This is a genomic window from Microbacterium hydrocarbonoxydans, assembly GCF_000956475.1.
GTDB classification, from domain to species: domain Bacteria; phylum Actinomycetota; class Actinomycetes; order Actinomycetales; family Microbacteriaceae; genus Microbacterium; species Microbacterium hydrocarbonoxydans_A.
Genome location: NZ_JYJB01000010.1, coordinates 1,146,848 through 1,173,008 on the forward strand (window position 1 = coordinate 1,146,848; position 26,161 = coordinate 1,173,008).

Annotated in this window: 25 protein-coding genes and 1 tRNA gene; 10 read left to right on the forward strand and 16 right to left on the reverse strand. The window is 69.6% G+C overall.

Features of this window, described 5'->3' with window-relative positions; translation table 11 throughout:
- Nucleotides 1-85 precede the first annotated feature (85 nt).
- A tRNA-Leu gene (locus RS84_RS18115) sits at nt 86-158 on the forward strand.
- A gap of 8 nt (nt 159-166) precedes the next feature.
- Here the strand turns inward: RS84_RS18115 and RS84_RS18120 are convergent.
- Entirely contained in the window at nt 167-553 is a 387-nt protein-coding gene (locus tag RS84_RS18120) for a winged helix-turn-helix transcriptional regulator (RefSeq protein WP_045259097.1), read from the reverse strand.
- Nucleotides 554-657: 104 nt separating this feature from the next.
- Here RS84_RS18120 and RS84_RS18125 point away from each other — a divergent pair, with 104 nt between their 5' ends.
- Both RS84_RS18125 and RS84_RS18130 read left to right on the forward strand, forming a co-directional pair.
- Entirely contained in the window at nt 658-2,124 is a 1,467-nt protein-coding gene (locus RS84_RS18125; protein WP_082062256.1) for an MFS transporter, read from the forward strand.
- Between the two features lie 141 nt (nt 2,125-2,265).
- Complete coding sequence (locus RS84_RS18130; RefSeq protein WP_152641870.1) at nt 2,266-2,541, forward strand: hypothetical protein; 276 nt, start codon at nt 2,266-2,268, stop codon at nt 2,539-2,541.
- Between the two features lie 63 nt (nt 2,542-2,604).
- On the opposite strand, the gene RS84_RS18135 is transcribed toward RS84_RS18130, so the two are convergent.
- The 7 genes from RS84_RS18135 to RS84_RS18165 form a co-directional block, all read right to left on the reverse strand.
- Nucleotides 2,605-4,011 carry an NAD(P)/FAD-dependent oxidoreductase gene (locus tag RS84_RS18135; protein ID WP_045259329.1) on the reverse strand — a complete coding sequence of 469 codons (1,407 nt, stop codon included), beginning with the start codon at nt 4,009-4,011 and terminating at the stop codon, nt 2,605-2,607.
- A gap of 38 nt (nt 4,012-4,049) precedes the next feature.
- Complete coding sequence (locus RS84_RS18140; protein ID WP_052676436.1) at nt 4,050-5,327, reverse strand: S8 family serine peptidase; 1,278 nt, start codon at nt 5,325-5,327, stop codon at nt 4,050-4,052.
- 11 nt (nt 5,328-5,338) lie between these two features.
- Nucleotides 5,339-5,875 (reverse strand): DUF501 domain-containing protein, encoded by a 537-nt coding sequence (locus RS84_RS18145; protein WP_045259100.1) that lies wholly within the window; start codon nt 5,873-5,875, stop codon nt 5,339-5,341.
- Between the two features lie 58 nt (nt 5,876-5,933).
- Nucleotides 5,934-6,356 (reverse strand): FtsB family cell division protein, encoded by a 423-nt coding sequence (locus tag RS84_RS18150; protein WP_235281528.1) that lies wholly within the window; start codon nt 6,354-6,356, stop codon nt 5,934-5,936.
- A gap of 165 nt (nt 6,357-6,521) precedes the next feature.
- The gene (gene eno, locus RS84_RS18155; protein ID WP_045259101.1) at nt 6,522-7,802 is read right to left on the reverse strand and encodes a phosphopyruvate hydratase; all 1,281 of its coding nucleotides are present in this window, start codon (nt 7,800-7,802) and stop codon (nt 6,522-6,524) included.
- Between the two features lie 97 nt (nt 7,803-7,899).
- Nucleotides 7,900-8,559, reverse strand: a complete 660-nt coding sequence (locus RS84_RS18160; RefSeq protein ID WP_045259102.1) for an O-methyltransferase — start codon at nt 8,557-8,559, stop codon at nt 7,900-7,902.
- A gap of 31 nt (nt 8,560-8,590) precedes the next feature.
- Nucleotides 8,591-9,550, reverse strand: a complete 960-nt coding sequence (locus RS84_RS18165) for a CPBP family intramembrane glutamic endopeptidase (RefSeq protein WP_235281529.1) — start codon at nt 9,548-9,550, stop codon at nt 8,591-8,593.
- Nucleotides 9,551-9,698: 148 nt separating this feature from the next.
- On the opposite strand from RS84_RS18165, the gene RS84_RS18170 reads away from it, so the two are divergent.
- The gene (locus RS84_RS18170) at nt 9,699-10,169 is read left to right on the forward strand and encodes a PaaI family thioesterase (RefSeq protein WP_045259103.1); all 471 of its coding nucleotides are present in this window, start codon (nt 9,699-9,701) and stop codon (nt 10,167-10,169) included.
- Nucleotides 10,170-10,208: 39 nt separating this feature from the next.
- Nucleotides 10,209-11,435, forward strand: a complete 1,227-nt coding sequence (locus RS84_RS18175; protein ID WP_045259104.1) for an APC family permease — start codon at nt 10,209-10,211, stop codon at nt 11,433-11,435.
- A 182-nt stretch (nt 11,436-11,617) separates the two neighbouring features.
- Here the strand turns inward: RS84_RS18175 and RS84_RS18180 are convergent, their stop codons facing one another.
- Entirely contained in the window at nt 11,618-12,397 is a 780-nt protein-coding gene (locus tag RS84_RS18180) for an AraC family transcriptional regulator (RefSeq protein ID WP_045259105.1), read from the reverse strand.
- Between the two features lie 93 nt (nt 12,398-12,490).
- Here RS84_RS18180 and RS84_RS18185 point away from each other — a divergent pair, with 93 nt between their 5' ends.
- Nucleotides 12,491-13,003: a VOC family protein gene (locus tag RS84_RS18185; RefSeq protein WP_045259106.1), complete on the forward strand. Its 513-nt coding sequence runs from the start codon at nt 12,491-12,493 to the stop codon at nt 13,001-13,003.
- Here the strand turns inward: RS84_RS18185 and RS84_RS18190 are convergent.
- On the reverse strand, nt 12,984-13,775 hold the full coding sequence (locus tag RS84_RS18190; RefSeq protein ID WP_045259107.1) for an SGNH/GDSL hydrolase family protein: 792 nt from the start codon (nt 13,773-13,775) through the stop codon (nt 12,984-12,986). The two genes, RS84_RS18185 and RS84_RS18190, sit on opposite strands and share 20 nt — an antisense overlap.
- A gap of 308 nt (nt 13,776-14,083) precedes the next feature.
- Between RS84_RS18190 and RS84_RS18195 the strand changes: the two genes are divergently transcribed.
- Nucleotides 14,084-15,631 (forward strand): HNH endonuclease signature motif containing protein, encoded by a 1,548-nt coding sequence (locus tag RS84_RS18195; RefSeq protein WP_045259108.1) that lies wholly within the window; start codon nt 14,084-14,086, stop codon nt 15,629-15,631.
- A 164-nt stretch (nt 15,632-15,795) separates the two neighbouring features.
- On the opposite strand, the gene RS84_RS18200 is transcribed toward RS84_RS18195, so the two are convergent.
- Both RS84_RS18200 and RS84_RS18205 read right to left on the reverse strand, forming a co-directional pair.
- Entirely contained in the window at nt 15,796-17,046 is a 1,251-nt protein-coding gene (locus tag RS84_RS18200; RefSeq protein WP_045259109.1) for a histidine--tRNA ligase, read from the reverse strand.
- A gap of 93 nt (nt 17,047-17,139) precedes the next feature.
- Nucleotides 17,140-17,601, reverse strand: coding sequence for a MarR family winged helix-turn-helix transcriptional regulator (locus tag RS84_RS18205; RefSeq protein ID WP_045259110.1), 462 nt, complete (start codon nt 17,599-17,601; stop codon nt 17,140-17,142).
- A gap of 60 nt (nt 17,602-17,661) precedes the next feature.
- Between RS84_RS18205 and RS84_RS18210 the strand changes: the two genes are divergently transcribed.
- The gene (locus tag RS84_RS18210) at nt 17,662-18,885 is read left to right on the forward strand and encodes a multidrug effflux MFS transporter (protein ID WP_052676438.1); all 1,224 of its coding nucleotides are present in this window, start codon (nt 17,662-17,664) and stop codon (nt 18,883-18,885) included.
- 32 nt (nt 18,886-18,917) lie between these two features.
- On the opposite strand, the gene RS84_RS18215 is transcribed toward RS84_RS18210, so the two are convergent.
- On the reverse strand, nt 18,918-19,574 hold the full coding sequence (locus RS84_RS18215; RefSeq protein ID WP_045259111.1) for a MazG family protein: 657 nt from the start codon (nt 19,572-19,574) through the stop codon (nt 18,918-18,920).
- Nucleotides 19,571-20,740 carry a Na+/H+ antiporter NhaA gene (gene nhaA / locus RS84_RS18220; protein ID WP_045259333.1) on the reverse strand — a complete coding sequence of 390 codons (1,170 nt, stop codon included), beginning with the start codon at nt 20,738-20,740 and terminating at the stop codon, nt 19,571-19,573. The genes RS84_RS18215 and nhaA overlap by 4 nt, the downstream gene beginning before the upstream one ends.
- 92 nt (nt 20,741-20,832) lie before the next feature.
- On the opposite strand from nhaA, the gene RS84_RS18225 reads away from it, so the two are divergent.
- Together RS84_RS18225 and gdhA are read left to right on the forward strand one after the other, a co-directional pair.
- Nucleotides 20,833-23,520: a phosphoenolpyruvate carboxylase gene (locus tag RS84_RS18225; RefSeq protein WP_045259112.1), complete on the forward strand. Its 2,688-nt coding sequence runs from the start codon at nt 20,833-20,835 to the stop codon at nt 23,518-23,520.
- A gap of 128 nt (nt 23,521-23,648) precedes the next feature.
- Nucleotides 23,649-25,019, forward strand: a complete 1,371-nt coding sequence (gene gdhA / locus RS84_RS18230; protein WP_045259113.1) for an NADP-specific glutamate dehydrogenase — start codon at nt 23,649-23,651, stop codon at nt 25,017-25,019.
- Nucleotides 25,020-25,097: 78 nt separating this feature from the next.
- Here the strand turns inward: gdhA and RS84_RS18235 are convergent, their stop codons facing one another.
- Both RS84_RS18235 and RS84_RS19665 read right to left on the reverse strand, forming a co-directional pair.
- Entirely contained in the window at nt 25,098-25,700 is a 603-nt protein-coding gene (locus tag RS84_RS18235; RefSeq protein WP_045259114.1) for a gamma carbonic anhydrase family protein, read from the reverse strand.
- 179 nt (nt 25,701-25,879) lie between these two features.
- Nucleotides 25,880-26,161: a hypothetical protein gene (locus RS84_RS19665; RefSeq protein ID WP_235281530.1), complete on the reverse strand. Its 282-nt coding sequence runs from the start codon at nt 26,159-26,161 to the stop codon at nt 25,880-25,882.

Here is a 26,161-nt window from a genome sequence, read left to right on the forward strand (position 1 = left end):
TCCCCCACCCTACGGCTTCGGGGTACCCGGTGTCGCGAAGACCGGGACCCCGTCGCGACAGCATCCGCTTGTAGGCTGATCGCACGCCCCCGTAGCCCAATGGCAGAGGCAGGCGACTTAAAATCGCTTCAGTGTCGGTTCGAGTCCGACCGGGGGTACCTGCAGATCATGGTCGTGGGCGGCCGGAGGTGTCGTAGCCCTCGCGGGCATCGGCGACGCGGTCGAGGTTGTCCTCCGACCAGGTCACGAGAGCGGCGAACACCGGTGCGAGACTGCGGCCGAGTTCGGTGATCTCGTACTCCACTCGAGGTGGAATCTCGGGGTGGCTCGTGCGCTCGACGAGCCCGTCGCGCTCGAGCTGGCGCAGGCGCTGCGTGAGCACCTTCGCCGTGATGCCCTCGACGAGGTCTCGAAGATCCGTGAACCTCTGCCTTCCGTGGGCGTTGAGCTGCCACAGGATCGGCGTGGTCCACCGGCTGAACACGATGTCCACCACGGGGGCGATCGGGCACCCGCCTCCGGCGACCAGTGCGGGGCTGTCGACGATGGTCATGTTCGCTCCTCGCGATCATCTGTCGGTTACCTGTAGGTACCTAGTGTACTCAGGAAACTAACGTGTTGTGCATCCACACCGACGAACGCTCAAGAGGAGCACGCATGAGCACTTCCCCGACCCCCACGGCGAGCCGCGACGGCATCGCCGACGGCATCCGACGCCCCGGCCCGGCACTGGCCTTCCTCGCCATCGCGCAGTTCATGGTCTTTCTCGATGTCAGCATCGTGAACGTTGCCCTTCCGTCCATCGAGCACGAACTGCGGATCCCCGAGTCCGCGCTCCCTTATGTCATCACCCTGTACGGCGCCGTCCTCGGCGGCTCGCTCCTCCTCGGTTCGCGTCTGGCGGACTCGCTCGGCAGGAGGCGGATGCTGCGCATCGGTCTCGCCCTGTTCGGAGGCGCTTCCCTCGCGGCCGGGATCGCTCCGGATCAGACCCTGCTGTTCGCCGCCCGTGCCGCGCAGGGGCTCGGAGCCGCCCTGATCGCCCCCGCCGCCCTCGCGACGCTGACGACGATCTTCATCGGCGGGCGGGAGCGCGCGAAGGCGCTCGGGCTCTGGGGAGCGCTGACCGGCATCGCCTCGGTCGCCGGCGTCACTCTCGGCGGAGTGCTCTCCGACGGCCCCGGCTGGCGCTGGATCTTCTTCATCAACGTGCCGGTCGCTGTCGCGGCCGTCCTGCTCGCGCCCCGTGTGCTGCCCGAGACCAGCGGCCTGCGTCGACGCTTCGACCTTGCCGGAGCCGTGCTGCTCACCGGTGGCCTGCTGAGCCTGCTGTTCGGCCTCGGCGAGACGATCGACGGCGGCTGGTCGTCGCCCGTCGTGATCGTTCTCCTGGCCGCCGCCACCGTTCTTCTCGGCCTCTTCGTTCTCGTCGAGTCACGCACCCGCGTGCCGCTGGTGCCCCTCGACGTGTTCCGTGGACGACTGCTCCGCTTCGCGAACATCGCGACGCTGTTCCTGCTCGGCACGGTCGTCACGGTGTTCTTCTTCGCCAGCCTTCTCCTGCAGCAGGTGCTCGGCTACTCGCCGCTGCAGACCGGGCTCTCGTACGTGCCGCTCGCCGTCTTCGTCGCGGTCGGGGCGGGCCTCGCATCGGGGCTCGTGGCGAAGCGTCCGGGCAAGGTCATCCTCGTGATCGGGCTCGGCATGCTCACGACAGCGGTCGTTCTGCTGTCCGTGATCGGACAGGATGCCGGGTACGTCGCCGTCGTCCTTCCGGTCTTCGCGCTCGCCGGGCTCGGAATGGGACTCTCGTTCGTTCCGCTGCAGATCGCCGCTCAAGCCCGCGTCCCGGAGGAGCGGGCCGGCCTCGCCGCAGGACTCATCAACACGAGCCAGGAGGTCGGGGGCGCCCTCGGCGTCGCGGTGTCGGCCACCTGGGCTTTCCGTCGCGTCGACGAGCTGACGGCGGCGGCTCACGGCGATGCGGCGCTCATGGCCGCGGCCAGGGTCGCAGTCTTCCACGACGGGTTCGTCGCGGCATCCGTGTTCGCCTCCGTCGCGCTGCTGATCTCGCTCACCCTGCTGCCGGCGATCCCTCGGCACTCGGGTCCGGTCTCGGTGTGAGCGGGTGCGCCGTCCGCGCGATAGCAGGTGCCTGCGAGTCAGCGCAAGACCCTGCCGAGGATTTGGGTGCCCGATCCGGCCGCTGACAGAGTGAAGGGGAGGTCGCGAATCCGCGATCTCAGGAGCGGAAGGACGACGACGATGACACTCATCAGCCCCATTCAATCGCTCACCCACATGGACGCGATCCGGACCAGGTGGACGGAGGCGGACGCCGGACTCTGGGTCGCTGACACTGACGGCGTCTTCGGCGGATCCATCGACCACGACGTCGACGGCTACATCGCGCGCGACCCGTTCGGTCGCGAACGCGGCACGTTCACTGGCCTCGCCGAGGCCCAGGCAGCGCTCGAGACGTTCCTCGCGCACCCCGCGATGTCGCGGTACGTGCGCGGAGCGCGAGCATCGGCCCATTGAGCCGACCCGAAGATGACGAATGCCCCGTTTCCTCTCGGAAACGGGGCATTCGTCATCTGAGACCTACTTGGTCGCCGCCGGTTCGGGCTTCTTCTCTTCGGCCTTGGCGGGCGCCTCGACCTTGGGCGCGGCCGGAGCTGCGTCTGCCGCCGGGCGTGGGCGGGCGGCGAACTCCTCGAACACGTAGCGAGGGTTCTGCACCGTCTGCAGGTTCACGAGGTCGCGACCGAGCCACAGGTTGTTCCACCAGCCCCACAGCACACGGAACTTGCGCTCCCACGTCGGCATCGCGAGACCGTGGTAACCGCGGTGGGCGACCCAGGCCACGAAGCCCTTGAGAGCGATCTTGCCGGACTGGAACACGCCGTTGTAGAGCCCGAGGCCGGCCACGGCACCGAGGTTCTTGTGGAAGTATTCCTTGGGCTTCTCACCGCGCAGCACGGCGACGAGGTTCTTCGCGAGGAGCTTCGCCTGACGCACCGCGTGCTGGGCGTTCGGCACGCACATGCCGCCGACGCCACCGCCCGAGAGGTCGGGAACGGCCGAGACGTCGCCGGCCGCCCAGGCGCCTTCGACGATGTCATCGGCGGTGCCGACGCGAAGGTCGGCGCGGGTCTGGATGCGGCCGCGCTCCTCGACGGGGAGGTCGCCGCCGCGGACCACGGTCGGGTTCGCCATGACACCGGCGGTCCAGACGATCAGGTCGGTCGGGATGGTCTCGCCCGTGGAGAGCTCGACATTTCCACCGACGGCGCTCGTGAGCTGCGTGTCGAGGTGCACGTTGGCGCCGCGCTTGGCCAGATCCTTGAGGACCCACTCGCTCGTCTTCAGGGAGACCTCGGGCATGATGCGGCCCATCGCCTCGATGAGGTGGAAGTGCGTGTCCTCGAAGGTCAGGTTCGGGTACTTCGCGAGCAGCGAGGAGGCCAGCGAGCGCAGCTCGGCGAAGACCTCGATGCCTGCGAACCCGCCGCCGACCACGACGACCGTGAGCAGACGGTCGCGCTCGGGACCGGCCGGCACGGATGCGGCCTTGTCGAAGTTGGACATCAGGCGGTCGCGGATCGCGACGGCCTCTTCGATCGTCTTGAGACCGATCGCGTTGTCGGCGATGCCCGGGATCGGGAACGTGCGCGAGACGGCGCCGGCGGTGACGACGATCTGGTCGTACGCGAACTCGTACGGGTCGCCGAGCGGCGGAGTGATCGTCGCAACCTTGTTGGCGTGGTCGATGCCCGTCACCTTCGCGGTGAGAACGTTCGTGCGCTTGAGGTGACGGCGGTGCGCGACCACCGAGTGGCGCGCCTCGATCGAACCCGCGGCGACCTCTGGAAGGAACGGCTGGTACGTCATGTACGGCAGCGGGTCGACCATGGTCACTTCGGCTTCACCCTTGCGAAGGTGCTTCTCCAGCTTCCACGCGGTGTAGAAGCCTGCATAGCCTCCGCCGACGATCAGAATCTTGGGCACAGTGCTGTTCTGAGGCACAGGGGGACAACTCCTCGGAGTCAGGAATTTGGCGTGCGAGCGCGCGCCGATCGGATGCGCCGGGCAGCTGCGGTGACGCCAAGCGCTACCAGGATACCAGGGACTGTGAGCGCGATGAGCGGAAGGGTACCGTAGCGCAGTGAATCGGCGCTGGGAAGCAGTGGCGATGTCGGCTCGGCAGGCGCATCCGCGGCCGGCAGCGGAGGCACCGCGATCGGCGTCGCGGTGGGCTCCGGAAGCGGCTCGGTCTGCGCACGGCGGAACAGCCGCACCCACTCGGCGAGGTCACCCATCGGATTCTTGTCCACCGAGGGGACGTCGGCCGTGACCGCCGCCTGCGCGTTCAGCAGGCCGTAGCCGTACAACGGGTCCGGCACTGCCGTCATGCCGGGCGCGGGCACCGCCGTCTTGATGATCCGATTGATCACGTTCGCGGCGGTCATGTCCGGGTGCGCCGATCGGACGAGGGCGGCGACGCCGGCGACGATGGGCGCGGCACCGCTGGTCCCGTTCCAGGACGCGAGCGTGCCGTCGGCCGACATGCCGATGAGGCCCTCGCTCGGTGCGGACACGCCGATCGTGATCCCCTGGGTCGAGGCCTCGAGGCTCGCGGTGCCGGTCTGGTCCACCCCGCCGACCGTCAGGACACCGGGGATCGTGGCGGGCGCGCCGATGATGTTGGTGCCGCTCCCCCTGTTGCCGGCCGCTACGACGACCACGACATCGTGCTCGAAGGCGTACAGGAACGCGTCGTCCCAGCTTTGATCCCAGTCGAGCGTGTTCGTCGTGAACGAGAGGTTGATGACGTCGGCGCCGTGGTCTACGGCCCAGCGCATCCCCTTCGCGATCTGCTCGGAGAACGGAACGGATGCCGCGGCGCCGAACCCGACCGAGATCGACAGCAGTTTCGCCTCCGGCGCCACGCCGATCATGCCGGTGCCCTCCGCGGTTCCCCGCGCGGCGGCCAGCGATGCCACCCATGAGCCGTGGTTGCCGTCGATCGCCCCCAGCGGAGTGCGCCCGTCCGAGGTGCCGCTGCCGGACACGTCGGTGCCATCGGCGACCGCCCCGTCGAAGACACCAGGGACCTTCGCGATGCCCGTGTCGATCACGGCGATGGTCGCACCCTCCCCGCGCGTGGTCTGCCAGGCCTCGCGGATGTGCGCCGCGTCGAGCCAGTACTCGCTGCCGCGGACAGGATCGGTCGGGTCGTCGGGAACCGGAGCGGGTGTCGCGGCCGCGCCGGTGATCAGGACGGATGCCGCCACCACTGCCGTCGCGACGGCAGTACGCAGCATCCGCCGCCTTCTCATGCGTCCGGCGCCTCACGCATCGCGGCGCCAGGCTCCTCGCAGCGGCAGATCGAGGGCGACCACGCGGAGCGCGCCAGGGCCTCGTCGCCGATCGGGTTCACTCCCGGACCTGCCGCGAGCGCGTGACCCGCGAGAGCATGCAGGCACTTCACGCGCGTGGGCATGCCGCCGGCCGAGACACCGTCGATCTCGGGCACCTCGCCGAACTGACGCCGATCGGCGAGGTAGGACTCGTGAGCCGCGAGGTAAGCCGCGGCGACGCCTTCGTCGTCGGCGAGGAGAGCAGCCAGCTCGGGCATCACCTGCGTCGCCTCGAGGGTCGACATCGCGGCGGTCGCGGCGGGGTGGGTCAGGTAGTAGAACGTCGGGAACGGCGTGCCGTCGGGCAGACGCGGAGTGGTCGCGACGACGGCGGGGTTTCCGCATGCGCAGCGTGCCGCGATTCCGACGACGCCGCGCGCAGGCCGCCCCAGCTGCGCCGACACGACAGCGATCTCGGCGGGTGTGGGGGCGGCGAAGGGCGGCGTGGTCACCTCTCCAGCGTACGGGAGGCTGCCGAGAGGATGCCTACAACGGGCGCCATCGGGCGCGTCACTGAGCGGGGACGGCGGTCTGGCTGAGGCCGGCGGAGGTCAGGGTGCGCAGCAGCTGCGGCATCCAGTCGGCGGGCTTCTCCTCCAGAGTGTCGCTCACGTGCTCCTGCTCACGGGGAAGCGCGGCCGGATCGAGGTCGTTGTCCACCAGGTATACGACCTCGCCGGGCTTGACATAGTAGAGCCGCTCACGCGCCTGCGTGGTGATGTACGCGGGGTCGTCCCAGCGCTCGCGCTCCTGCTGGAGTGCGGCGATCTCGTCCTGCGAGACCTGGATCGACGCTTCGAGTGCGGCGATCTTCTGGCGCTGGTCGATGAAGGTCCCCATCGTCGGCACCAGCACCCAGGCCCCGAGCACGACCAGCGACAGCATGATCACCGAGAACGCCGAGAGGCGGATGCCGGAGGCCCACTCGCGCACGTCGACACGGTTCGCGGGCCGCCTCCGCTGACGTGGCGGCGGCGAAGATCTCGCACCGGCGGGCTTGACCCCGGCAGACGTGCGCGGCGACGAAGAAGGGGGAGCCGGACGTCTCGCCATGGCTCCCCCTCTCGTGTGTCGGTTCAGTGCGTGCGCGTCAGCCGATCAGGCGCTGAAGCGCGGGAAGGCCGAGCGACCGGCGAAGACAGCCGCGTCGCCGAGCTCCTCCTCGATGCGCAGAAGCTGATTGTACTTCGCGACGCGCTCGGAGCGAGCAGGCGCACCCGTCTTGATCTGGCCGGCGTTCGTGGCGACCGCGAGGTCGGCGATCGTGGTGTCCTCGGTCTCGCCCGAGCGGTGCGAGAGCATCGCCGTGTAGCCCGAGCGCTGCGCCAGGCTGACGGCGTCGAACGTCTCGGTCAGGGTGCCGATCTGGTTCACCTTGACCAGCAGCGAGTTCGCGACGCCGCGCTTGATGCCGTCGGCCAGTCGCTGCGGGTTGGTGACGAACAGGTCGTCGCCGACGAGCTGCACCTTCGAGCCGAGCGCCTCGGTGAGAAGCTTCCAGTTGTCCCAGTCGTCTTCGGCCAGAGCGTCCTCGATCGTGACGATCGGGAAGTCGTTGACCAGGCCCTTGTAGTACTCGATCAGCTCGGGGCCGCTCCAGTCCTTGTTGTCGAGGCGGTAGACGCCGTCGTTGAAGAACTCGGTCGCGGCGACGTCGAGGCCGAGTGCGATGTCCTTGCCGGGAGTGAAGCCCGCCTTCTCGATCGCCTTGATGAGGAATTCGAGGCCCTCGCGGTTGCTGGGCAGGTCAGGGGCGAAGCCGCCCTCGTCGCCGAGACCGGTGGCGTAGCCGGCTGCCTTCAGCTCGCTGCGCAGCACGTGATAGGTCTCGACGCCCCAGCGCAGGGACTCGGAGTAGGTCTCGGCGCCGATCGGCGCGAGGAAGAACTCCTGCATGTCGATGCCGTTGTCGGCGTGCTCGCCGCCGTTGATGACGTTGAACAGCGGGACGGGCAGGAGGTGCGCGTTCGGGCCGCCGAGGTAGCGGAACAGCGGCAGGTCAGCCGAGTCGGCCGCGGCCTTCGCGACCGCGAGGCTGACGCCGAGGATCGCGTTCGCACCGGTGCGCTGCTTGTTCTCGGTGCCGTCGGTCTCGTTGAGGATCTCGTCGACGATGCGCTGCTCGCTCGCCTCGACGCCCTCGATAGCCGGGCCGAGCTCGTCGATGACGGCGGAGACGGCCTTGAGGACGCCCTTGCCGCCGTAGCGGCTCTTGTCGCCGTCACGCAGCTCGTACGCCTCGAATGCGCCGGTGGATGCGCCCGAGGGAACGGCCGCCCGCTGGACCACGCCGTCGTCGAGGAGCACCTCCACCTCGACGGTCGGGTTACCGCGCGAGTCGAGAATCTCGCGTGCGCCTACAGCCTCGATCAGTGCCACAGAAGTGCTCCTTGTTCGGAAAAGTGTTGTGGTGGAGCGACGTCGATCCGTGGTCAGTCTAGCCCGTCGGGTGCGGGCGATTTCAGAGCGGGAGCGCTCAGACGACGAGCGCGATCGCGACGCCGTCCCAGCCCTTGACGCCGACGGTCTGGAGAGCTGTGGCGTCGAAGCGCGGGTCCTCCCCCAGCATCCGCAGTCCGTCTCTCGTGCCGATGACCTTCGAATCCGTCGAGTCTTCGCGCACGATCTCGCCCTCGCGGCCGATGTTGTCCAGCACGATCACGGTGCCGGAGTGTCCGAGTCTCGCCGCCCAGTCGAGGTAGATCGTGTTCGACTCCTTGTCGGCGTCGATGAACACGAGGTCGAACGGTCCCTCCAGGGTCGGGAGCACCTGCTCGCCGCGGCCGATCCGGATGTCCACGCGATCGCCGACGCCGGCAGCGTCGATGCTCGCGCGGGCGACCGCGGCGTTGTCAGCCTCGGCCTCGATCGTCACGACGCTCCCCTCGGGCCCGACGGCGCGCGCCAGCCAGATCGTGGAGTATCCGCCCAGCGTGCCGATCTCGAGCACGCGGCGAGCGCCGCTCATGCGTGCGAGCACGCTGAGCAGCTTGCCCCCGACGGGTGCGACCTCGATCTCCGGCAGGCCGGCGGCGCGCTGCGCATCGAGCGCGGCTTCCAGCGCCGGGTCGTGCCCGACGAGGGTGTCGGCGAGGAAGACGTCGGCTGCGGCCCAGGCCGCGGGTGTGGATTCCATGCCCTCAGCCAACCCCGCACCGAGGTCGCGGTCAAGGGGCGTCGGGGGTCCCCGCGACCCGCGGTGTCGGCGCGAGTTCGGGCTGCACTCTGAACTGGCCCGCGAGCAAGAGGATCAGGATGACCGCGGCGATCACGATCCAGGCGGCGACGCCGAGGGGGCCGGCGAGCGCGAGGTCTGGCTGCGCCACGGCGACGAGCACGATGAGTCCGCCTGCGGCGTTCAGCGCACCATGAGCGAGGACTGCAGGCCACACCGAGCCCGAGCGCACCCGAAGCCAGCCGAGCAGGATGCCCCAGGCGATGCATCCGCCCATCATGAACAAGACACCTGTGACATCGGTGCGGCCGAAGTTGTACCCGAGTAGGACGACGGGGCTGTGCCAGAAGCCCCAGATCGCTCCGCTGAGAAGGAGCGAGGGCCAGGTTCCCAGCGGCCGCAGCGCCGGCAGGAGCCAGCCGCGCCAGCCGAGCTCCTCTCCCAACGCGAGGATGCTGTTGAACAGTGCTCCGAGGGGGATCATCGCCACCTGAGCGGCCACGACGACACCCACCGGCGGCAGCGGCGTGCCGGCGGGAAGCGCCTTCTTCAGCTCTGCGGCGAACCCCGAGAAGGCGAAGTCGAGCTGCACGAATCCGAGACCAGCGGCGAGCAGGATGCTGAGCGCGACGAGCACGGGCGGGGCGAGCCAGCCCAGCACCATGAGCCACACCACCCGCCGCACGGGACGCATCGGCCAGAGACCGAGGGACCGCAGGCGCTCTCCGCGTTTCGGCACCCGCATCGCGAACGCGACGATGAGCGCCGCGAGCGCCGGAGTCAGCATCATCGCGGGCAGCAGCAGGCCAGAGATCGGCTCGGCGAGTCCGTCACCGAGCCAGAGCGGCAGGCAGACGAGCCAGGCGAGCGCACAGGCGAGGAGGGTGAAGACGACGACCGCCGGCCAGGGGACGCGCGTCAGCGTCGTGCCGGTCGGCTGGTCGATGGTCAAGGAGGCCTCCTCGGTTCGCGTCGGCGGACCCCTCGTGCGGCGGCCCGCTCGCCACAGGCGCACGGAGATCCCGCGGCCAGCCTACGGCAGCTGTGCGAATCCTCTAATCCGCTTTGTGCGATCGCCCGCCGTCATCCACACTGGCCGCATGCGCATCACTCCCCGCCGCCTGGCCCTGGGCATGAGCCTGTGGATCCCCAACCTCTTCAGCGGAATCCGCATCCGACGATTCAGCGACGACTGGACCCACGCCACCGTCGAACTGCACGTGAACGTGCTCACCCGCAACTACGTCAAGACCGCGTTCGGCGGCTCGATGTCCGCCATGACGGATCCCTACTTCTTCATGCTGGTCATGCATCAGCTCGGTCGCGACTACGTGGTGTGGGACACCCGCGGCGAGATCGAGTTCGTGAAGCCGGGCCGAGGTGTGCTGACCGCCGAGTTCGACGTGCCGCGCGAGCGAGCCGAAGAGATCCGTGAACGTGCGAAGGGCGGAGCGAAGGTGCTCGAGTGGTTCGACACCGTGATCACCGATCGCGACGGCGACGTCGTCGCGAAGGTGCGCCGCGAGGTGTACATCCGCGAGAAGAAGCGGGTCACGGCGGCTCGTTCCTGACGACACTCGCCGTTCACCGGGGCATGGCACGATGACAGGATGCCTCTCGCTCGCCGCCTGACGCTTCGGGATGCCGTGGCCATCGGCCTCGGCTCCATGATCGGTGCGGGCGTCTTCTCGGTCTGGGGACCGGCGATCTCGGTGGCAGGGACCGGTCTGCTCGTCGCGCTCCTGATCGCCGGTGTTGTCGCCTTCTGCAACGCGACGGCGTCCGCCCAGCTCGCCGCCGTGCATCCCGTGGCGGGAGGCACCTACGCCTACGCCCGCGCGGAGATCGGCCCCTGGTCGGGATACATCGCCGGCTGGTGCTTCGTGATCGGCAAGATCGCCAGCTGCGCGGCCATGGCGATGACGTTCGCTGCCTATGCGGCGCCCGCCGGCTGGCAGATCCCCGTCGCGGTCGGAGCGGTGGCCGCCCTCTGCGTCGTGAACTGCTTCGGGGTCACGCGCACCGCCCTGCTGACGCGCGTGCTCGTCGTCGTCTCGCTGATCGGACTGGCTGTCGTGGTCGCGGCCGGCATCACCGCCGCACCCTCCGCCGAACCTGCACCTCTGGCGGAGCCGACCGTCTACGGCGTGCTGCAGGGCGCAGGGCTGCTGTTCTTCGCGTTCGCCGGTTATGCCCGCATCGCCACGATGGGCGAAGAGGTGACGGATCCCGCTCGCACGATCCCGCGCGCCATCATCCTCGCGCTCAGCGGCGCGGTGATCGTGTACGCACTGATCGCCGTCGTCACCATGCTGGTGCTGGGAGCGGATGCCGCGACGAGCGCCGCACCACTCGCCGACGTGCTCACCGGTGCGGGATGGTCGGCTGCAGTCCCCCTGGTGCGGGTCGCCGCAGCGACGGCGTCCCTCGGGGCGCTCCTGGCGCTGCTGACCGGCACCGGCCGGACGACGCTCGCCATGGCCAGGGAATCCGATCTGCCCCGTTTCCTCGCGAAGGTCGACGACCGCTGGAAAGTTCCGCGGAGGGCCGAGATCCTGATCGCGGCGATCGTCATCGGCATCGTCCTCGTCGCAGACCTGCGCGGAGCGATCGGCTTCTCATCCTTCGGCGTGCTGCTGTACTACCTGATCGCCAACGCGGCGGCGTTCCGGCAGGGCGAGGACGCACGGAGGTATCCGCGCTGGCTCCAGGTCCTGGGCGCCCTCGGCTGCCTGGTGCTGGTGAGCACGCTGCCGGTGGTGGCCTCGCTCATCGGAGCGGCAATCGTGCTGGTCGGCGTGGGATATCGGATGCTGCGCCTTCGTGTCGCGCCCTGACCCGGACCGCGCTGACCTCGCTCTCCCGAGCGACTCTCCTCCGATCGCGATTGCGTCGATCGCCCTCCCCTCGATCGTTCTGTCGGGAGGTTTCGCATCTGTCGGGAGAATCGTGCCCCGGCGACGGCGTGTCGCGGACACGCTTCCGACGAAGTGAACGTCTGCGACCGACGACGTGCACGTCAGCGACCGGCGTGGGCCCGATACGTGCTCGGCGCGATTCCGAGCACTGTGCGGAAGTCGCGAGTGAGGTGGGCGTGGTCGGCGTATCCGATCTGCGCCGCCACCGTCGCGAGATCGAGATCCGGGTCGACGCGCAGCTGCTCTGCCGCCTCCTGCAGGCGACGACGGCGGATCATCGCGGCCGGCGACAGCCCGACGTGCCGGTGGGCGAGTCGCTGCAGAGTGCGCACCGACACGGCCAGCCGCGTGGCGGCCTCCTCGACGCTCGACGCGGCATCGTCGCCGAGGAGCACCTCGACGAGCGCGTTGGCCTGGAATGACGCCGAGCCGAGCACGCCAACGCGCTCGGCGAGCCACTGCGAGAAGACATCGACGGCGCGTTCCCGATGGCCCTCCCCCGCTCGCATTGCCGTGGTCACCGCTGCGAGAAGCTCTGGTTCGTCGAGTCTCCGCTCCTGGTCGACGACGGATGCAGGGTCGTCGAGCAGCGCCGCGACTGCCGCAGGGCGCAGCAGCGCACCCACAGCCCAGCCGGCGCCGCGGAGGTCGCGATACGTCGCATGCGTCGTCGCACCCGACAGCGTGACCCCATCCGGCTCGACGACGAGGTTCAGGGCCGGATAGCCCACGATCTCCTGCCGCGACGAGCGGCCCGGCTCGATGTCCCACTCCGGAATCCAGAACCACGCGACGAGATCGCTCGCGGGCCCGGTCGGGACGAGCCGATGGAACTCGGGCAGCCGCGCCGGGTACAGCACTCCGCGCGTCGGGTTCACCATCGCCCCAGCGTACGATCCCGCGCCGACAGAGTCGGCGACAGGCTGTCGCGAATGTTCAAGCCGCCGGCATCCGCCTCGCTCTAGCCTTTCTCCATGACCGAACAGACCCCGACCGGTGCGACCGGCCAGCACACCACCAACGGGCGCCCGAACCGCGCCACCTCTCTGACCCCGTTCCTCGCGATCGCCCACGCGAAAGAGGCGATCGAGTTCTACCGCGACGTCTTCGGCGCCCGAGTGGTCGACGTCACCGAGTTCGGCGGCGTCGTCGCGCATGCCGATCTCGACTTCGGCACGGGGCTTCTGCAGCTCGGCGAGCCGAACGCCGAGTACCACCTCGTCCCGGCACCGGCCGGCGAGGACGACTGCTACTCGATGGGCCTGTACGTGCCCGATGTCGACGCGGTCGTGGAGCGCGCCGTAACCGCGGGCGCGACCGTGCGCGAGGCGCCGTCGGACTTCGTCTCCGGTGACCGCTTCGCGAGCATCCGCGACCCGTTCGGCGTCCGGTGGTCCGTCATGACCCGCATCGAGGACCTCTCCGAAGAAGAGAGCGCACGACGCGTCGCCGAATGGGCGGCCTCGTTCAGCGCTCCTCAGGAGTGACCCGCGCGGCGGCCCGGTGCACCGCCGGCAGCAGCGCCTCCGCGGTGCGGCGGTAGCCCAGCGGGCTGGGGTGGAAGCGATCGAGGCTGAACATCTCGTCCGGCTCGTCGGAGAACATCGGGCCGACGGCGCGGCGCAGGTCGACGGGCTCAGCGCCCGCCTGCGCAGCCGTCTCGGCCTGCACCTCGGCGAGCCGTCGCGACATGCTCGCAGCGAGCCGCCGCAACGGCTGCGGCACGGCGCGAAGAGCGCCGAGGTCGGGGCACGTGCCGACGACCACCTGGGCGCCCATGGCGCGCAATCGACGGATCGCCTCCGCGAGGTGCCCTGCCGACACCGACACAGGGATGCGGTGGGTGACGTCGTTGCCTCCGACCAGGATCACGGCGACATGCGGACGATAGCCCGCCGGCAACCCGTCGATCTGCGCGGCGAGGTCGGGCGATTCGGCGCCGACGACGGCTCCTGTGGTCAGGCGCACGGGGCGCTGGAGGTGGGCCCCGACTCCCTTCGCGAGCCGCCCGCCGAGGGTCTGCTTGCGCGTCTCGGCACCGAGACCGGCGGCCAGCGAGTCGCCCAGCATCAGCAGATCGAGCGGCTCGCCGTCGAGCCGGCGCTTCCACAGCCGATCGGCGTCGAGCGAGTCCTCCCCCAGCGGCTTGCCGATGCGGCGGCGGGCGATCGCCGCCTGCCTGGCCAGGAGAACACGGATGCCGACGGCAGATGCCACGAGCAGGAGAGCGGCGGCGAGGAAGAGACGAAGACGGCTCACGCTTCCGATTCGACTCCGCCGCCGTGAACGCGCGGTGAACAGACCCGCCCGGGTCGTTGAGCGAGCGCAGCGAGACGAAACGTGTCGCGGTCCCGCCCCCGGTCGTTGAGCGAGCGCAGCGAGACGAAACGCGGTGGTGTTCCGGTTTCTGTTGGTGCCGCTCGCAGGCAATGCGGGCGGCGCGAACTGCGACCGGAACCGGGGGTTCGTGCAGTTCAGCAGGGGCGTCGAGAAGTTGGTGGAAAAGTTTCTCTGATCAGGCCCAATCCCGGGGTCGTAATGTCGGTGGCCCTGTTCATAATTGGGGTATGAACAGCATTGCCGCCACGCTCGCGCAGGTCGCGTCCGATCTGCGTGCGGTGCTGTCCGATGACGGCCTGGCGGGTCTGTCGGATGGGGAGCGGGCGGAGGCGCTGCGGGGTGCCGGGGAGGTGTCGCACCTGGTCGACGCGGTCGTCGTGGAGACGGTCGCGACCGCGGATGTGGAGTTCGGTCACCGGTTCGGATGCCGGGGCATGAATGAACTGCTGCAGCGCGCTCTGCTGACCGACGGCCCGTCGGCGTCGAAGATCGTGAAAGCCGCCGACCTCGTGCACCGGGACATGAACATCGTGTCGGGGGAACGGCTCCCCGCCCGCTGGCCCGCCCTGCGCGAGGCGCTGCTGGACGGAGCCATCGGCATCCCCGGGCTGCTCGCCGCGACCGGCCCGATCGAGTACGCCCGCACCCGCGTCGGGACCGAGGAACGCCTCTGGGCCGACGAGGCCCTCTCCGCTCACGCCCGTGGACACCACAACACAGAGGCGACCGACGGAGCCGCGCACGTGCCCGAAGGGGATGCCGCGGGCGCCACGGATCCCTCCGCGGAGGCGGATGCGGACGCCGCCGCGGGTGGGGCGCAACCTGGCCCGGCGGCGACGGCGGATGATCTGCGGCAGCTCGCGGCGACGCTCGCGATGATCCTCGATCCGGACGGCGCCGAGCCCACCGACCGCGACGCCCAACAGGGACGGTTCCTGAACCTCGGCTGGTTGCACAAGGGCGCACATCGCCTGGCGGGGAGCATCACCCCCGAGGTCGCCGCGCAGCTGCAGGCGATCTTCGACGCGTTCAACAACCCGAAGGTCGGCGGCGCACCCGCCCCCGGCGTGACGTTCACCGACACCGAGACCGAGACCGACACCGGGGCCGACGGCTCGACCGAATCGACCGGCGGCGAGGGTGACGTGTTCAACACCGACCCGCGGAACGTGGTCGACCCGCGCACCCCCGCCCAGAAACGCCACGACGCGCTAGCCGCGGCGTTGGGCATCGCCGCAAGGCATGAGGACATGCCCACCCTGGGTGGCGCGGCGCCCACCCTGGTCGTGCATGTGGACGCAAGAGATCTTGCCGCGGGCACCGGGTGGGCGACGCTCCCCGGATCAGGCGCACCGGTGCCGCTGTCTGTCGCCGCGCACACCGCATGCACCGGCGCGATCCAGCGGGTCCTGTTCGACGAGGACCGCATCATCGGGATCACCACCACCGACCGGGTCTTCAACGCGCATCAACGCCGGGCGATCGTCGCTCGCGACAAGGAATGCCTGATCCCCGGATGCCACGTCCCCGCGTCGTGGTGTGAAATCCATCATGTGACCGAACACTCCCACGGCGGGCCCACCCACACCGACAACGGCGTCCCCCTCTGCTGGTGGCACCACCGCTCCCTCGACCACTCCGGATGGGAGATCCGCATGAACGACGGCCTCCCGCAGATCCGCGGACCCGCCTGGTGGGACCCCGCACAACACTGGCGCACCCCGCAGTTATCCACCCCAGCGAAACCAGCCCGCCGCACCGTACTGCGCATCTGACCACCAGACCGCGACGGAGATCGACAGACGGGTGACGCGTTTCGTCTCGCTGCGCTCGCTCAACGAACAGTGGGAAGGTCGACGCAGCGTCTCGCGCGGTTCCTTGGTGCGTTTCGTCTCGCTGCGCTCGCTCAACCACCCCGAACCCGGCCCCCGGTCGCGGCTCAGCTGAGGGGCTTGAGCTCCAGGTCGGGGTTTCCTGCAGCGATGGTCGCGAACGCCGTATAGCCATCCGAGGCCGAACGCTCGAGCAGCGCCTTGAGGTTCTTCGTGCGGCGCTCGAGGCGCACCCGCGCCCCGCCGGCGATCAGGCGCGCCTTGTGGGCGACCAGCTCCGCGACCGGCACGTCGGCATCGTGGATCAGCACGATGGCCTCGGCCGCGGCATCCGTCTCCGCCGAGACGAGATCGACGAGACGCTCGAATCCGAGCGAGAACCCGACGGCCGCGACCTGCTGCCCGAGGAAGCGGCCGATCATGCCGTCGTAGCGTCCCCCGCCGCCGAGCGAGTAGCCGACCGAGGGGTGGGCGAGCTCCATGATCGTCCCCGTGTAGTAGCCCATGCCCCGAACAAGGAACGGGTCGAACACGAGTGGGATGTCGGTGCGCCCCGTCCCTGCCGCCACGGCGTCGCCGATGCCGACCAGGTGCGCGACGATCTCGTCCGGCGCGTTCTCGGGCAGCGCCTTGCGGATCTGCCGCTCGCCGAACGGGTTGTACTCCATGGTCTGAGGACGGTTGAGGAACGATTCGAAGGCGTCGACGGCGGATGCCGCGGCGCCGCGCTCACGGAGCTCAGCGGCGACGCCGTCCGAGCCGATCTTGTCGAGCTTGTCGATCGTGATCAGCACGCCGGGCCGCTCTTCCAGCGTGAAGCCGAAGCTCTCCAGCATCCAGTCCAGAGCCCGCCGATCGTTGATGCGGACCGTTGCGCCGTCCAGCCCGAGCGCGTCGAGCACGTCGAGCGAGGCGACCATCAGCTCGGCCTCTGCACGCGCGGAGTCGTCGCCGATGATGTCGATGTCGCACTGCACGAACTGGCGGTAGCGGCCCTTCTGCGGGCGCTCGGCACGCCACACCGGCGCGATCTGGATCGAGCGGAAGACGCCGGGCAGCTGACCGCGGTTGCTCGCGTAGAACCGCGCCAGCGGCACGGTCAGGTCGTAGCGGAGCCCGAGATCCGCGAGGGCCGCCGGATCGGCGGCTGCGTCGCGGATCGCCTCGGAATCGAGACCTCGACGCAGCACGTTGTAGGCGAGCTTCTCGTTGTCACCGCCGATTCCGGCATGCAGACGCGAGTACTCCTCGAGAGCCGGCGTCTCGATCTCATCGAATCCGTGCGAGCGATAACGCTCACGGATGACGGAGAGCACGCGCTCACGACGCGTCTTGTCGGCGGGGAGGATGTCACGCATGCCACGGGGCGGGTTCACGGTAGCCACGCGTCTATCCTTCCAGGTCGCGGGTGCGCTCCCGCTTCCGGTTGCAGATCATGGACGGGCCCCCACTCAGTCGTGCAGTGGTCGAGGCGGCGCGAGAGTCCGCGCCGCCACAAGACCGTCGGCGAGAGCGCCCACCAGGTCCACAGCTTCTCGCACGTCGGCACCATCGGGCAGGGCGGAACGGAGCACTTCCGACCAGCGCTCGCGCAGCAGAGCGAGGTTGTGCGCGGCGAGCGCAGTCGAGCGCACGATGACGGCGCGCCCGTCGGAGCCGTCGTGCTCGCGGACGATGAGCCCCTTGGCTTCGAGGCCCCGCAGCGCGGTGGAGAGGTTCGAACGCTGCAGCCCGAGTCTCTCGGCAAGAGCACTGGGGGTCGCCTCCCCGTCGCGGTCGAGGCTGCGCAGCACGAGACGCTCGTTCACGGCCACGTCGACGAAGCCGGTACGGGGATGCCGAGCCTCGATCTCGCGCCCCAGAACCAGCACGGCATCCGCCAGGTCGGCCAGCGCTTCGTCGTCCACAGTCACCCGCCCATCGTAGATCGCCGGTTCGCAATCAAGTTCTAGTTATATTACAATAATCATATTGTGACGAATCTCCGCGAACCTTCCACCGACTCCATCCGCACCGTCCGCCCCGCGATCACCGCTAGGCTGCTCGGCATCCTCGCTCTCCTCGCCGCTGTCGCGCCCTTCGCGACCGATCTGTATCTGCCGGCCTTCCCCGCGATCGCCTCGGACCTTGCCACCGACGCGACCGGCGTGCAGCTGACCCTCACCGCGTTCCTCGTCGGCGTCGCCGGCGGACAGCTGCTCTTCGGACCGCTCTCCGACCAGTTCGGCCGCCGCCTTCCGCTGCTCGTCGGCGCGATCGTGTTCGTGCTCTCGAGCCTCGTAACCGTGTTCGCCCCAACGCTGGAGGTGCTGTTCGCCGCTCGTGTTCTGCAGGGCCTCTCGGGGGCCGCGGGCATGGTTCTCGGCCGCGCGGTGATCGCGGACCTCGCACGCGGGCCGGCCGCCGCCCGCGCGATGAGCCTGATGATGATCGTCGGCGGCGTGGCTCCGGTCATCGCCCCGCTGCTCGGCGGTGCGCTCGCCGAGCCCCTCGGCTGGCGCGGCGTGCTCGCAGTCGTGCTGGGCATCGCAGTGCTGACGCTGCTCGCCGTGACGCTCGGCGTGCGTGAGACGCTGCCCTCCGAGCGCCGTGCGGAGCTGGCGCTGCTCAAGCGGGCGAGCGGATCGCCGCTGCGCGCGCTCCTCTCCCGCGAGTACATCGGCTACACGCTGACCTTCGCGTTCGCCTTCACTGTGATGATGGCGTACATCTCGGCCTCGCCGTTCCTGTACCAGAGCATGCTCGGACTCGACGAGCTGCAGTACGGCCTGATGTTCGGGCTCAACGCTCTCGCGCTCATGGCCACGAGCGCCGTGTCGGCGAAGATCGTCGCCCGCGTACCCGCACGCCGGCTGATCGCGACCGGCCTGTCGGGCATGGGACTGGGCGTGCTCGCATTCCTCGTGCTCGCAGTCACATCGGCGCCGGTGTGGCTGCTGGCCGTCGCCGTCTTCGTCATCGTCGCCTCGCTCGGCTTCGTGCTCGGAAACGCGACCGCGCTCGCGCTGTCGGCCGTGCCGGGGGCTGCGGGTTCCGCCTCCGCCGTGCTCGGCGCGCTGCAGTTCGCGCTCGCGGCACTCGTGTCGCCGCTGGTGAGCATCGGCGGCGAGGACACCGCGATTCCTCTCGCCCTCGTGATGGCGGCAGCCATCGCCGTCGCCGGCTGTGCCTTCGCCGGAGCGCGTCAGCGGGCCTGATCAGACCCCTGGGCGGGGCCGACTCATGCAGCTCACGAGTCGGCCTCGGCCGCTCGCACCTCGCCTTCAAGCGCACGCAGCCGCTCACGCAGTGCGCGTTCGGCGTCCCAGCCGTTCTCTCTCGCGGTCGAGACGAGGGCGAGAAGCGCCTCGCCGAGTTCGGATTCGGTGCCGGGAACAGCTGCGGAGCCGGTGACATCGACCCCCGCACCGGCCGCGCGGCCGAGCATCTTCTGAGCAAGGGCGAGAGCCGGCATCCCTCGCGGAATCCCGTCGAGAGCACTGCGGCGGGTGCGCTTCTCTGCGGCCTTGGCGGCGTTCCAATGCACGAGCACCTCGTCGGGGGTTCGGGCGACGGCATCCCCGAAGACGTGCGGATGCCGTCGGACCATCTTCTCGTTCAGGCCGCGGGCGACGTCGTCGATGTCGAAGGGCTGCTCGGGATCCTGCGCGGCGATCGCCGAGTGGAACAGCACCTGCCAGAGCAGGTCGCCGAGCTCTTCGCGGAGGTCGTCACGGGTGCCGCTCTCGACAGCATCGATGACCTCGTGGGACTCCTCGATCAGATACGGGACGAGGTCGCGATGGGTGATCTGCTGCGACCACACGCACTTCTCCCGCACCGCCCTCATGGTGTCGGCGACCTCGCGCAGTGCATCCGCGGGGGCGGCCGCATCCTTCTCGCTCATGAGGTGGCCGCCGCCGTTCGGCGGTACCAGCCGGCGCGTAGCGACACGAAGACGCCAGCGAGAACCAGGGAGACGAGCGACCCGATCAGCACGCCGAGGATCGCCTGGTCGCGAACGCCCGCGTCACCCGCGAAAGCGAGATTCGCGAGCAGCAGCGAGACCGTGAACCCGATGCCGCCGAGGGTCCCCGCAGCGACGAGATCGGCGAAAGGCAGGGCGGGCGGCGCGCCACGAGGGCGGATCCGCATCGCGACCCAGCCCAGCAGGGAGATACCGAGCACCTTGCCGACCGGCAGAGCGATCGCGATGCCCCAGAAGGCCGGAGACAGCTCGGAGGGCGACAGCGCGGGGATCACGACGAATGCCGCGACGAACGCGAACAGCGGCAGGATCAGGCCGTTGACCGTCGGTTCGAGAGCGTGCCGCACCCGTGCAGCGGGCACCGGCGCCATGACGAGCCCCAGCATCACGCCGGCGATCGTGGCGTGGATGCCGGAAACCGCGACGAGCCCCCAGGCGATGAGGCCGACGACGGCCATCAGGACCGCGATGACCGGATGCCCGTGGCGGTGCAGCAGGCGGCTGAGCGCCCAGAAGACGGCGACCGCGACGACCGCCAGCGCGAGCAGGAGCCACTGCACGTCATGGGCGAACAGCACGGCGATGAAGACGATGCCGATGATGTCGTCGAGTATGGCCAGCGCGAGCAGGAACACCCGGACAGTCGAAGGGAGCCCCCGGCCGAACATGGCGAGGACCCCGAGGGCGAAGGCGATGTCGGTCGCCGTCGGGATCGGCCAGCCGGATGCGGTTGAGGCGTCTGAGCCCGCGATGAGCAGGTAGACCGCGATCGGCACGAGCACCCCGCCGGCCGCGGCGATCGCGGGCTGCACAGCCTTGCTGATCGAGTCGAGCTCGCCGTGCGTGAGTTCGTGCCGCAGCTCGATCGCGACGACGAGGAAGAAGACGGCGAGCAGTCCGTCGGAGACCCAGTGCTCCACCGAGAGATCGAGCCCGGTGCCCGGCACTGCGATGAGGGCGTGCAGGACGCCGGCGATCGCATCGTGGGTCGGCAGATTCGCGAGCAGGAGGCCGAGACCCGCTGCGAGCAACAGGAGGACGGCGGGGAACTGCTGGCCACGGAGGTGCTTCACGGTGATTCGCATCGTGTCCATCGTACGCAGGCGCTCTCATCCGGGGTCCGTTACGGATCGTCATGCGTTCCAAGCACCCTTCCTCGCCGGGATACGCTCGAAGGGTGACCCCCGCACAGTCTTTTCCCGAGCCCACGAACACTGAGGCGATCCGCGTCATCGGACGCTTCGAAGCAGGCCGCGGCATTCCGGATGCCATGCGCTCCGATGTCAGGATGCTCGGCGCCCTGCTCGGCCAGGTGCTGCGCGAGGCCGGCGGCGATGACCTCTTCGAGGACGTCGAGCGGCTTCGCCTCGCCACGATCCAGGCCTACGACGAGGAGACCTCCGACGCGTTCGATCGGGCTGCGGCCATCGCCGAGTCCTTCTCGGTCGAGCGCGCGGACGAGGTGGCCAGGGCGTTCACCTGCTACTTCCACCTCGTCAACCTCGCCGAAGAGCACCAGCGGGTGCGCGTGCTGCGCGAACGCGCCGGTCAGCCGGGCCGCGAGGATGCCGCCGACACCGTCGCGACCGCCTACGCACGGTTGAAGACCGAGGTCGGCGAGGATGAGGCGCGCCGCCGTCTGGAGGGACTGCGGTTCCACCCCGTCTTCACGGCGCACCCCACCGAGGCGCGCCGCCGCGCGGTGTCGAGCAGCATCCGCCGCCTGTCCGAGCTGCTCACTCAGCACGACGCGGCGAGTGAGGCCGGCGCCGAGCAGCACCGGGCACATCGCCGGATGCTGGAGGAGATCGACACACTGTGGCGCACGGCTCCCCTGCGCGCGCAGAAGCCGACACCGACCGACGAGGTGCGCACAGTGATGAGCGTCTTCGACGAGACGCTCTTCACGACCGTTCCCCACGTCTACCGCCGCATCGACGACGCGCTGCGCGGCGACGACTCCGGCTCCAGCGCACCCATCGTCCCGGCGTTCGTCCGCGTCGGGTCGTGGGTCGGCGGCGACCGCGACGGCAACCCGTTCGTCACGGCATCCGTCACCCGCGAAGCGTCGCAGATCGCGTCCGATCACGTGCTGCGCGGGCTGGAGCGCGCTCTGGAGCGGATCGGCCGCACCCTCACCCTCGACGCGCAGGGCACGCCGCCCAGCGCCGAGGTGACCGCGATCTGGGAGCGCTTCACCGCCGCCCATCCCGAGGCCGCCTCCGACCTCGCCACCCGCTCTCCCGACGAGCCGCACCGCCGGGTGCTGCTCGTGCTCGCGCACCGCATCGCCGCCACCCGCCGTGGCGACGACGACCGGTTCGCCGGTCCTGAAGAGCTCCTTGACGAACTGCGGGCGCTGCAGACATCGCTGGCGGATGCCGGCGCCCGCCGCCACGCGTTCGGCGGCGTGCAGCACCTGATCTGGCAGGTGGAGACCTACGGCTTCCACCTCACCGAGCTCGAGGTGCGCCAGCACTCGCAGGTCCACGCGAAGGCGCTGGCCGAGATCGAGGGCGGCGGCGCGCTGAGCGCACAGACCGAAGAGGTTCTCGAGGTCTTCCGCGCCATCGCCGAGATCCAGCGCGATCGCGGACTGCGTGCGGCCGGCCGCTACGTCGTGTCGTTCACGCAGGCGGCGTCCGACCTCGCCGCGGTGCACCGTCTCGCGAAGCACGCCCTCGGCGACGACGCTCCCGTGCTCGACGTCGTGCCGCTGTTCGAGACCTTCGCCGACCTGCAGGCGGCGCCCGCGATCCTCGCTGAGGCGGTCACCTTCCCCGAGTTCCAGGCTCGTATGGCCGCGACCGGGAACAAGCTCGAGGTCATGCTCGGCTACTCCGACTCGTCGAAGGACGTCGGGCCCGTCGCCGCGAACCTCGCCCTGTACGAGGCGCAGGAGAAGATCGCCCTCTGGGCGAAGGAATCGGGAATCGAGCTGACGCTCTTCCACGGCCGCGGCGGCGCTCTCGGGCGCGGCGGCGGCCCGGCGAACTCCGCCATCCTGGCCCAGCCGCCGCACTCGGTCGACGGCCGCTTCAAGCTCACCGAGCAGGGCGAGGTCATCTTCGCCCGTTACGGCGAGCCCGCGATCGCGATGCGCCACATCGACCAGGTCGCCGCTGCCACGCTGCTGGCGTCCTCGCCGACGGTCGAATCGCGCACGAGCGAGGCTGCCACCCGCTTCGCGGACATCGCCGCGGTGCTCGACACGGCATCGCGCGAGCGGTTCTTCTCGCTGGTCAAGGCCGAGGGCTTCGCTCCCTGGTTCGCCACGGTGACGCCGCTCGAGGAGATCGGGCTGCTCGCGCTCGGCTCGCGGCCCGCCCGCCGCGGTCTGTCGGTGGAGTCGCTGGAAGACCTCCGGGCGATTCCGTGGGTGTTCGCGTGGACGCAGGCGCGGATCAACCTGGCCGGCTGGTTCGGCCTGGGCACGGCGCTGGCCGCGGTCGGCGACGAGCAGCGGCTCGCCGAGGCCTACCGCGACTGGCCGCTGCTTCGCACGCTGATCGACAACGTCGCGATGAGCCTCGCCAAGACCGATGAGCGCATCGCACGTCAGTACCTCGCCCTCGGCGATCGCGACGACCTCGCGGCCCTCGTGCTCGACGAACTGCAGCTGACTCGCGACGGGGTGATCCGTCTCACCGGCGGCGAGCGGCTACTCGAGAACAAGCCGATCCTGCAGCGCGCCGTGCAGCTGCGCACGCCCTACGTCGACGCACTCTCGCTGCTGCAGCTGCGGGCCCTGCGCGCTCTGCGCACGGCTCCGGCGAGCACAGGCTCCGGCGCCGACGACGAGCAGCGCCGACTGCTGCTGCTCTCGGTCAGCGGCGTGGCCGCGGGTCTGCAGAACACCGGATGAGCAGCATCCGCGTCACGTGAAGAAGTTCACATCGGCCATGCCGGTAAAGTGAAAAGCTCCGCCTGATCCGGCGACGAATCGCGCGACACGATCGCTTGCGAGTCCCCCACCGATTCAGAAAGCTCTTCGTGACCTCTTCATCCCCCGCTGACTTCCATCCCCTCGCGCCGTCTGTGCAGCCCGTCTTCGACACGGTGCTCTCGCGCAGCGCCAACGAGCCGGAGTTCCACCAGGCAGTCCATGAGGTGCTGCACTCGATCGCCCCGGTGCTCGAGAAGCGTCCGGAGTTCATCGACGGCGGCATCCTCGAGCGCCTGGTCGAGCCGGAGCGTCAGATCATGTTCCGCGTCCCATGGGTCGACGACGCCGGTCGTCTGCAGGTGAATCGCGGCTACCGCATCCAGTTCTCCTCCGTGCTCGGACCCTACAAGGGCGGCCTGCGCTTCCACCCGTCTGTGAACCTGTCGATCATCAAGTTCCTGGGCTTCGAGCAGATCTTCAAGAACGCGCTCACCGGTCAGGGGATCGGCGGCGGCAAGGGAGGCTCGGACTTCGATCCGCACGGCAGGTCGGACGCCGAGGTCATGCGCTTCTGCCAGTCGTTCATGAACGAGCTGTACCGTCACCTGGGCGAGCACACCGACGTTCCCGCCGGCGACATCGGCGTGGGCGGCCGGGAGATCGGCTACCTGTTCGGCCAGTACCGCAAGATCACGAACCGCCACGAGTCCGGCATGTTCACCGGCAAGGGCACCGGCTGGGGCGGTGCCGAGGTCCGCACCGAGGCCACAGGCTACGGCGCCGTGTTCTTCGCGCAGGAGATGCTGGCGGTGCACGGCGAGTCGCTCGAGGGCAAGCGCGTCGGAATCTCGGGATCGGGCAACGTCGCGATCTACGCGATCCAGAAGGCGACCCAGCTCGGAGCGACGGCCGTCACGGCATCCGACTCCTCCGGCTATGTGGTCGACGACGCCGGTATCGACCTCGAGCTGCTCCGTCAGCTCAAGGAGGTCGAGCGTGCCCGCATCGTCGAGTACGCCAAGCGACGCCCGAGCGCACGATTCGTGGAAGGCGGAAGCGTGTGGGAGGTCCCCGTCGACATCGCGGTGCCCTCAGCCACGCAGAACGAGGTCGGGCTGGCGGATGCCGAGGTCCTGATCGCGAACGGCGTGCGTGCGGTGTCGGAGGGTGCGAACATGCCCTGCGTGCCTGACGCCGTCGACGCGTTCCAGCGAGCCGGGGTCCTGTTCGCCCCTGGCAAGGCCGCGAACGCCGGCGGCGTCGCCACCTCCGCACTCGAGATGAGCCAGAACGCCTCGCGTCAGCGCTGGAGCTTCGGTGACAGCGAGAACAAGCTGCGCGAGATCATGGCCGACATCCACACGGCTGCCTTCGACGCCGCAGAGCGTCACGGTCGCCCGGGCGACTACGTCGCGGGCGCGAACATCGCGGGCTTCGAGCGCGTCGCCGCTGCGATGCTGGCACAGGGCGTGATCTGACGCCTGCCCTGATCCCCGCCGGATGACGAAGAGCCGCCTCGGCCCATGAGCCGAGGCGGCTCTTCGCGTCTGCGCCCGTCATCCCCCGATCAGGCGGTCGTCCGCGTGGCGCGCGAGCGAGCTCGCATACCGTTCGGTGAGCTGCACCATGAGGTCGGGCGTGTCTCGGTCGACCCCGAACACGTGCCCGGGGAAGTCCAGGTCGGGCTGGGCCGCGGAGATCTCGGCCTCGCGGTCAGGCGACAGCAGCTGCACCGGGTCGCCGACCGCCACCCACCCGATCGGCACGACGGTGCCCGCCGGCAGCACGGCACGACGGTGGACGATCGCGTTCACGCGCACCTCGCACCTGTCCCCCACGAGCGCGCCGTTGAAGATGCGGGCTCCCGAGGCGAAGAACACCTCTTCACCCACCGTGGCCCCTGCGATGCTCGCGAGCGTGCCGACAAGAGTGTGCGCGCCGATGTGCACGGAGTTGGCGGCCGTCGCCCGGATCAGCGCGTTCTCCATGACGATCACGTGTTCGCCGAGCGTGATCGGGCCACCCTCCGCCGTGATCACGGCACCGTGGAGCACCTGGCAGTTGGGGCCGATCTCCACGTCGCCGGAGATCACGGCGGTGGGAGCGACGACGGCGGTGTCATGGATCCGGGGCCGAGCCCCGAGGTGCTCGTACAACATGCGGCCAGACTAGTCCTGTGTGCGCGTGAGCGCCGCGCACTCCGCGCACGGATGCGCGCGTCGCCCGGGCGGAGCGGGCGCAGAGCGAACCGCCCGCTGGTGACGCGAGCCCCCGCAGACGACGGGAGCGGATGCCGCAGCATCCGCTCCCGTGTTCGCCTGCAGGGGCTCCTGCCCGATCAGTCCTCTTCGTGCTTCAGCGCGATTCCGATCGCGAACAGCGTCGGCGCCCATTCGCCGATGAACAGGCCCCAGCGGTCGGACTGGTCCCTGGAGTCCTTGCGTCCGCGCGAGATGAGCCAGGACAGGAACGAGACGCCGATCGCCGCGAACCCCGCCGTGTAGGCATGGCTGCTGCGCACACCCCAGCTGCCGAGAAGCTGGAGCGGATTCGACGCGGTCGCCGCGGCCGCCTTGCGCACCTGCTTCTTCGTGTTCAGCATCTGCTTCTTCATCGTCAT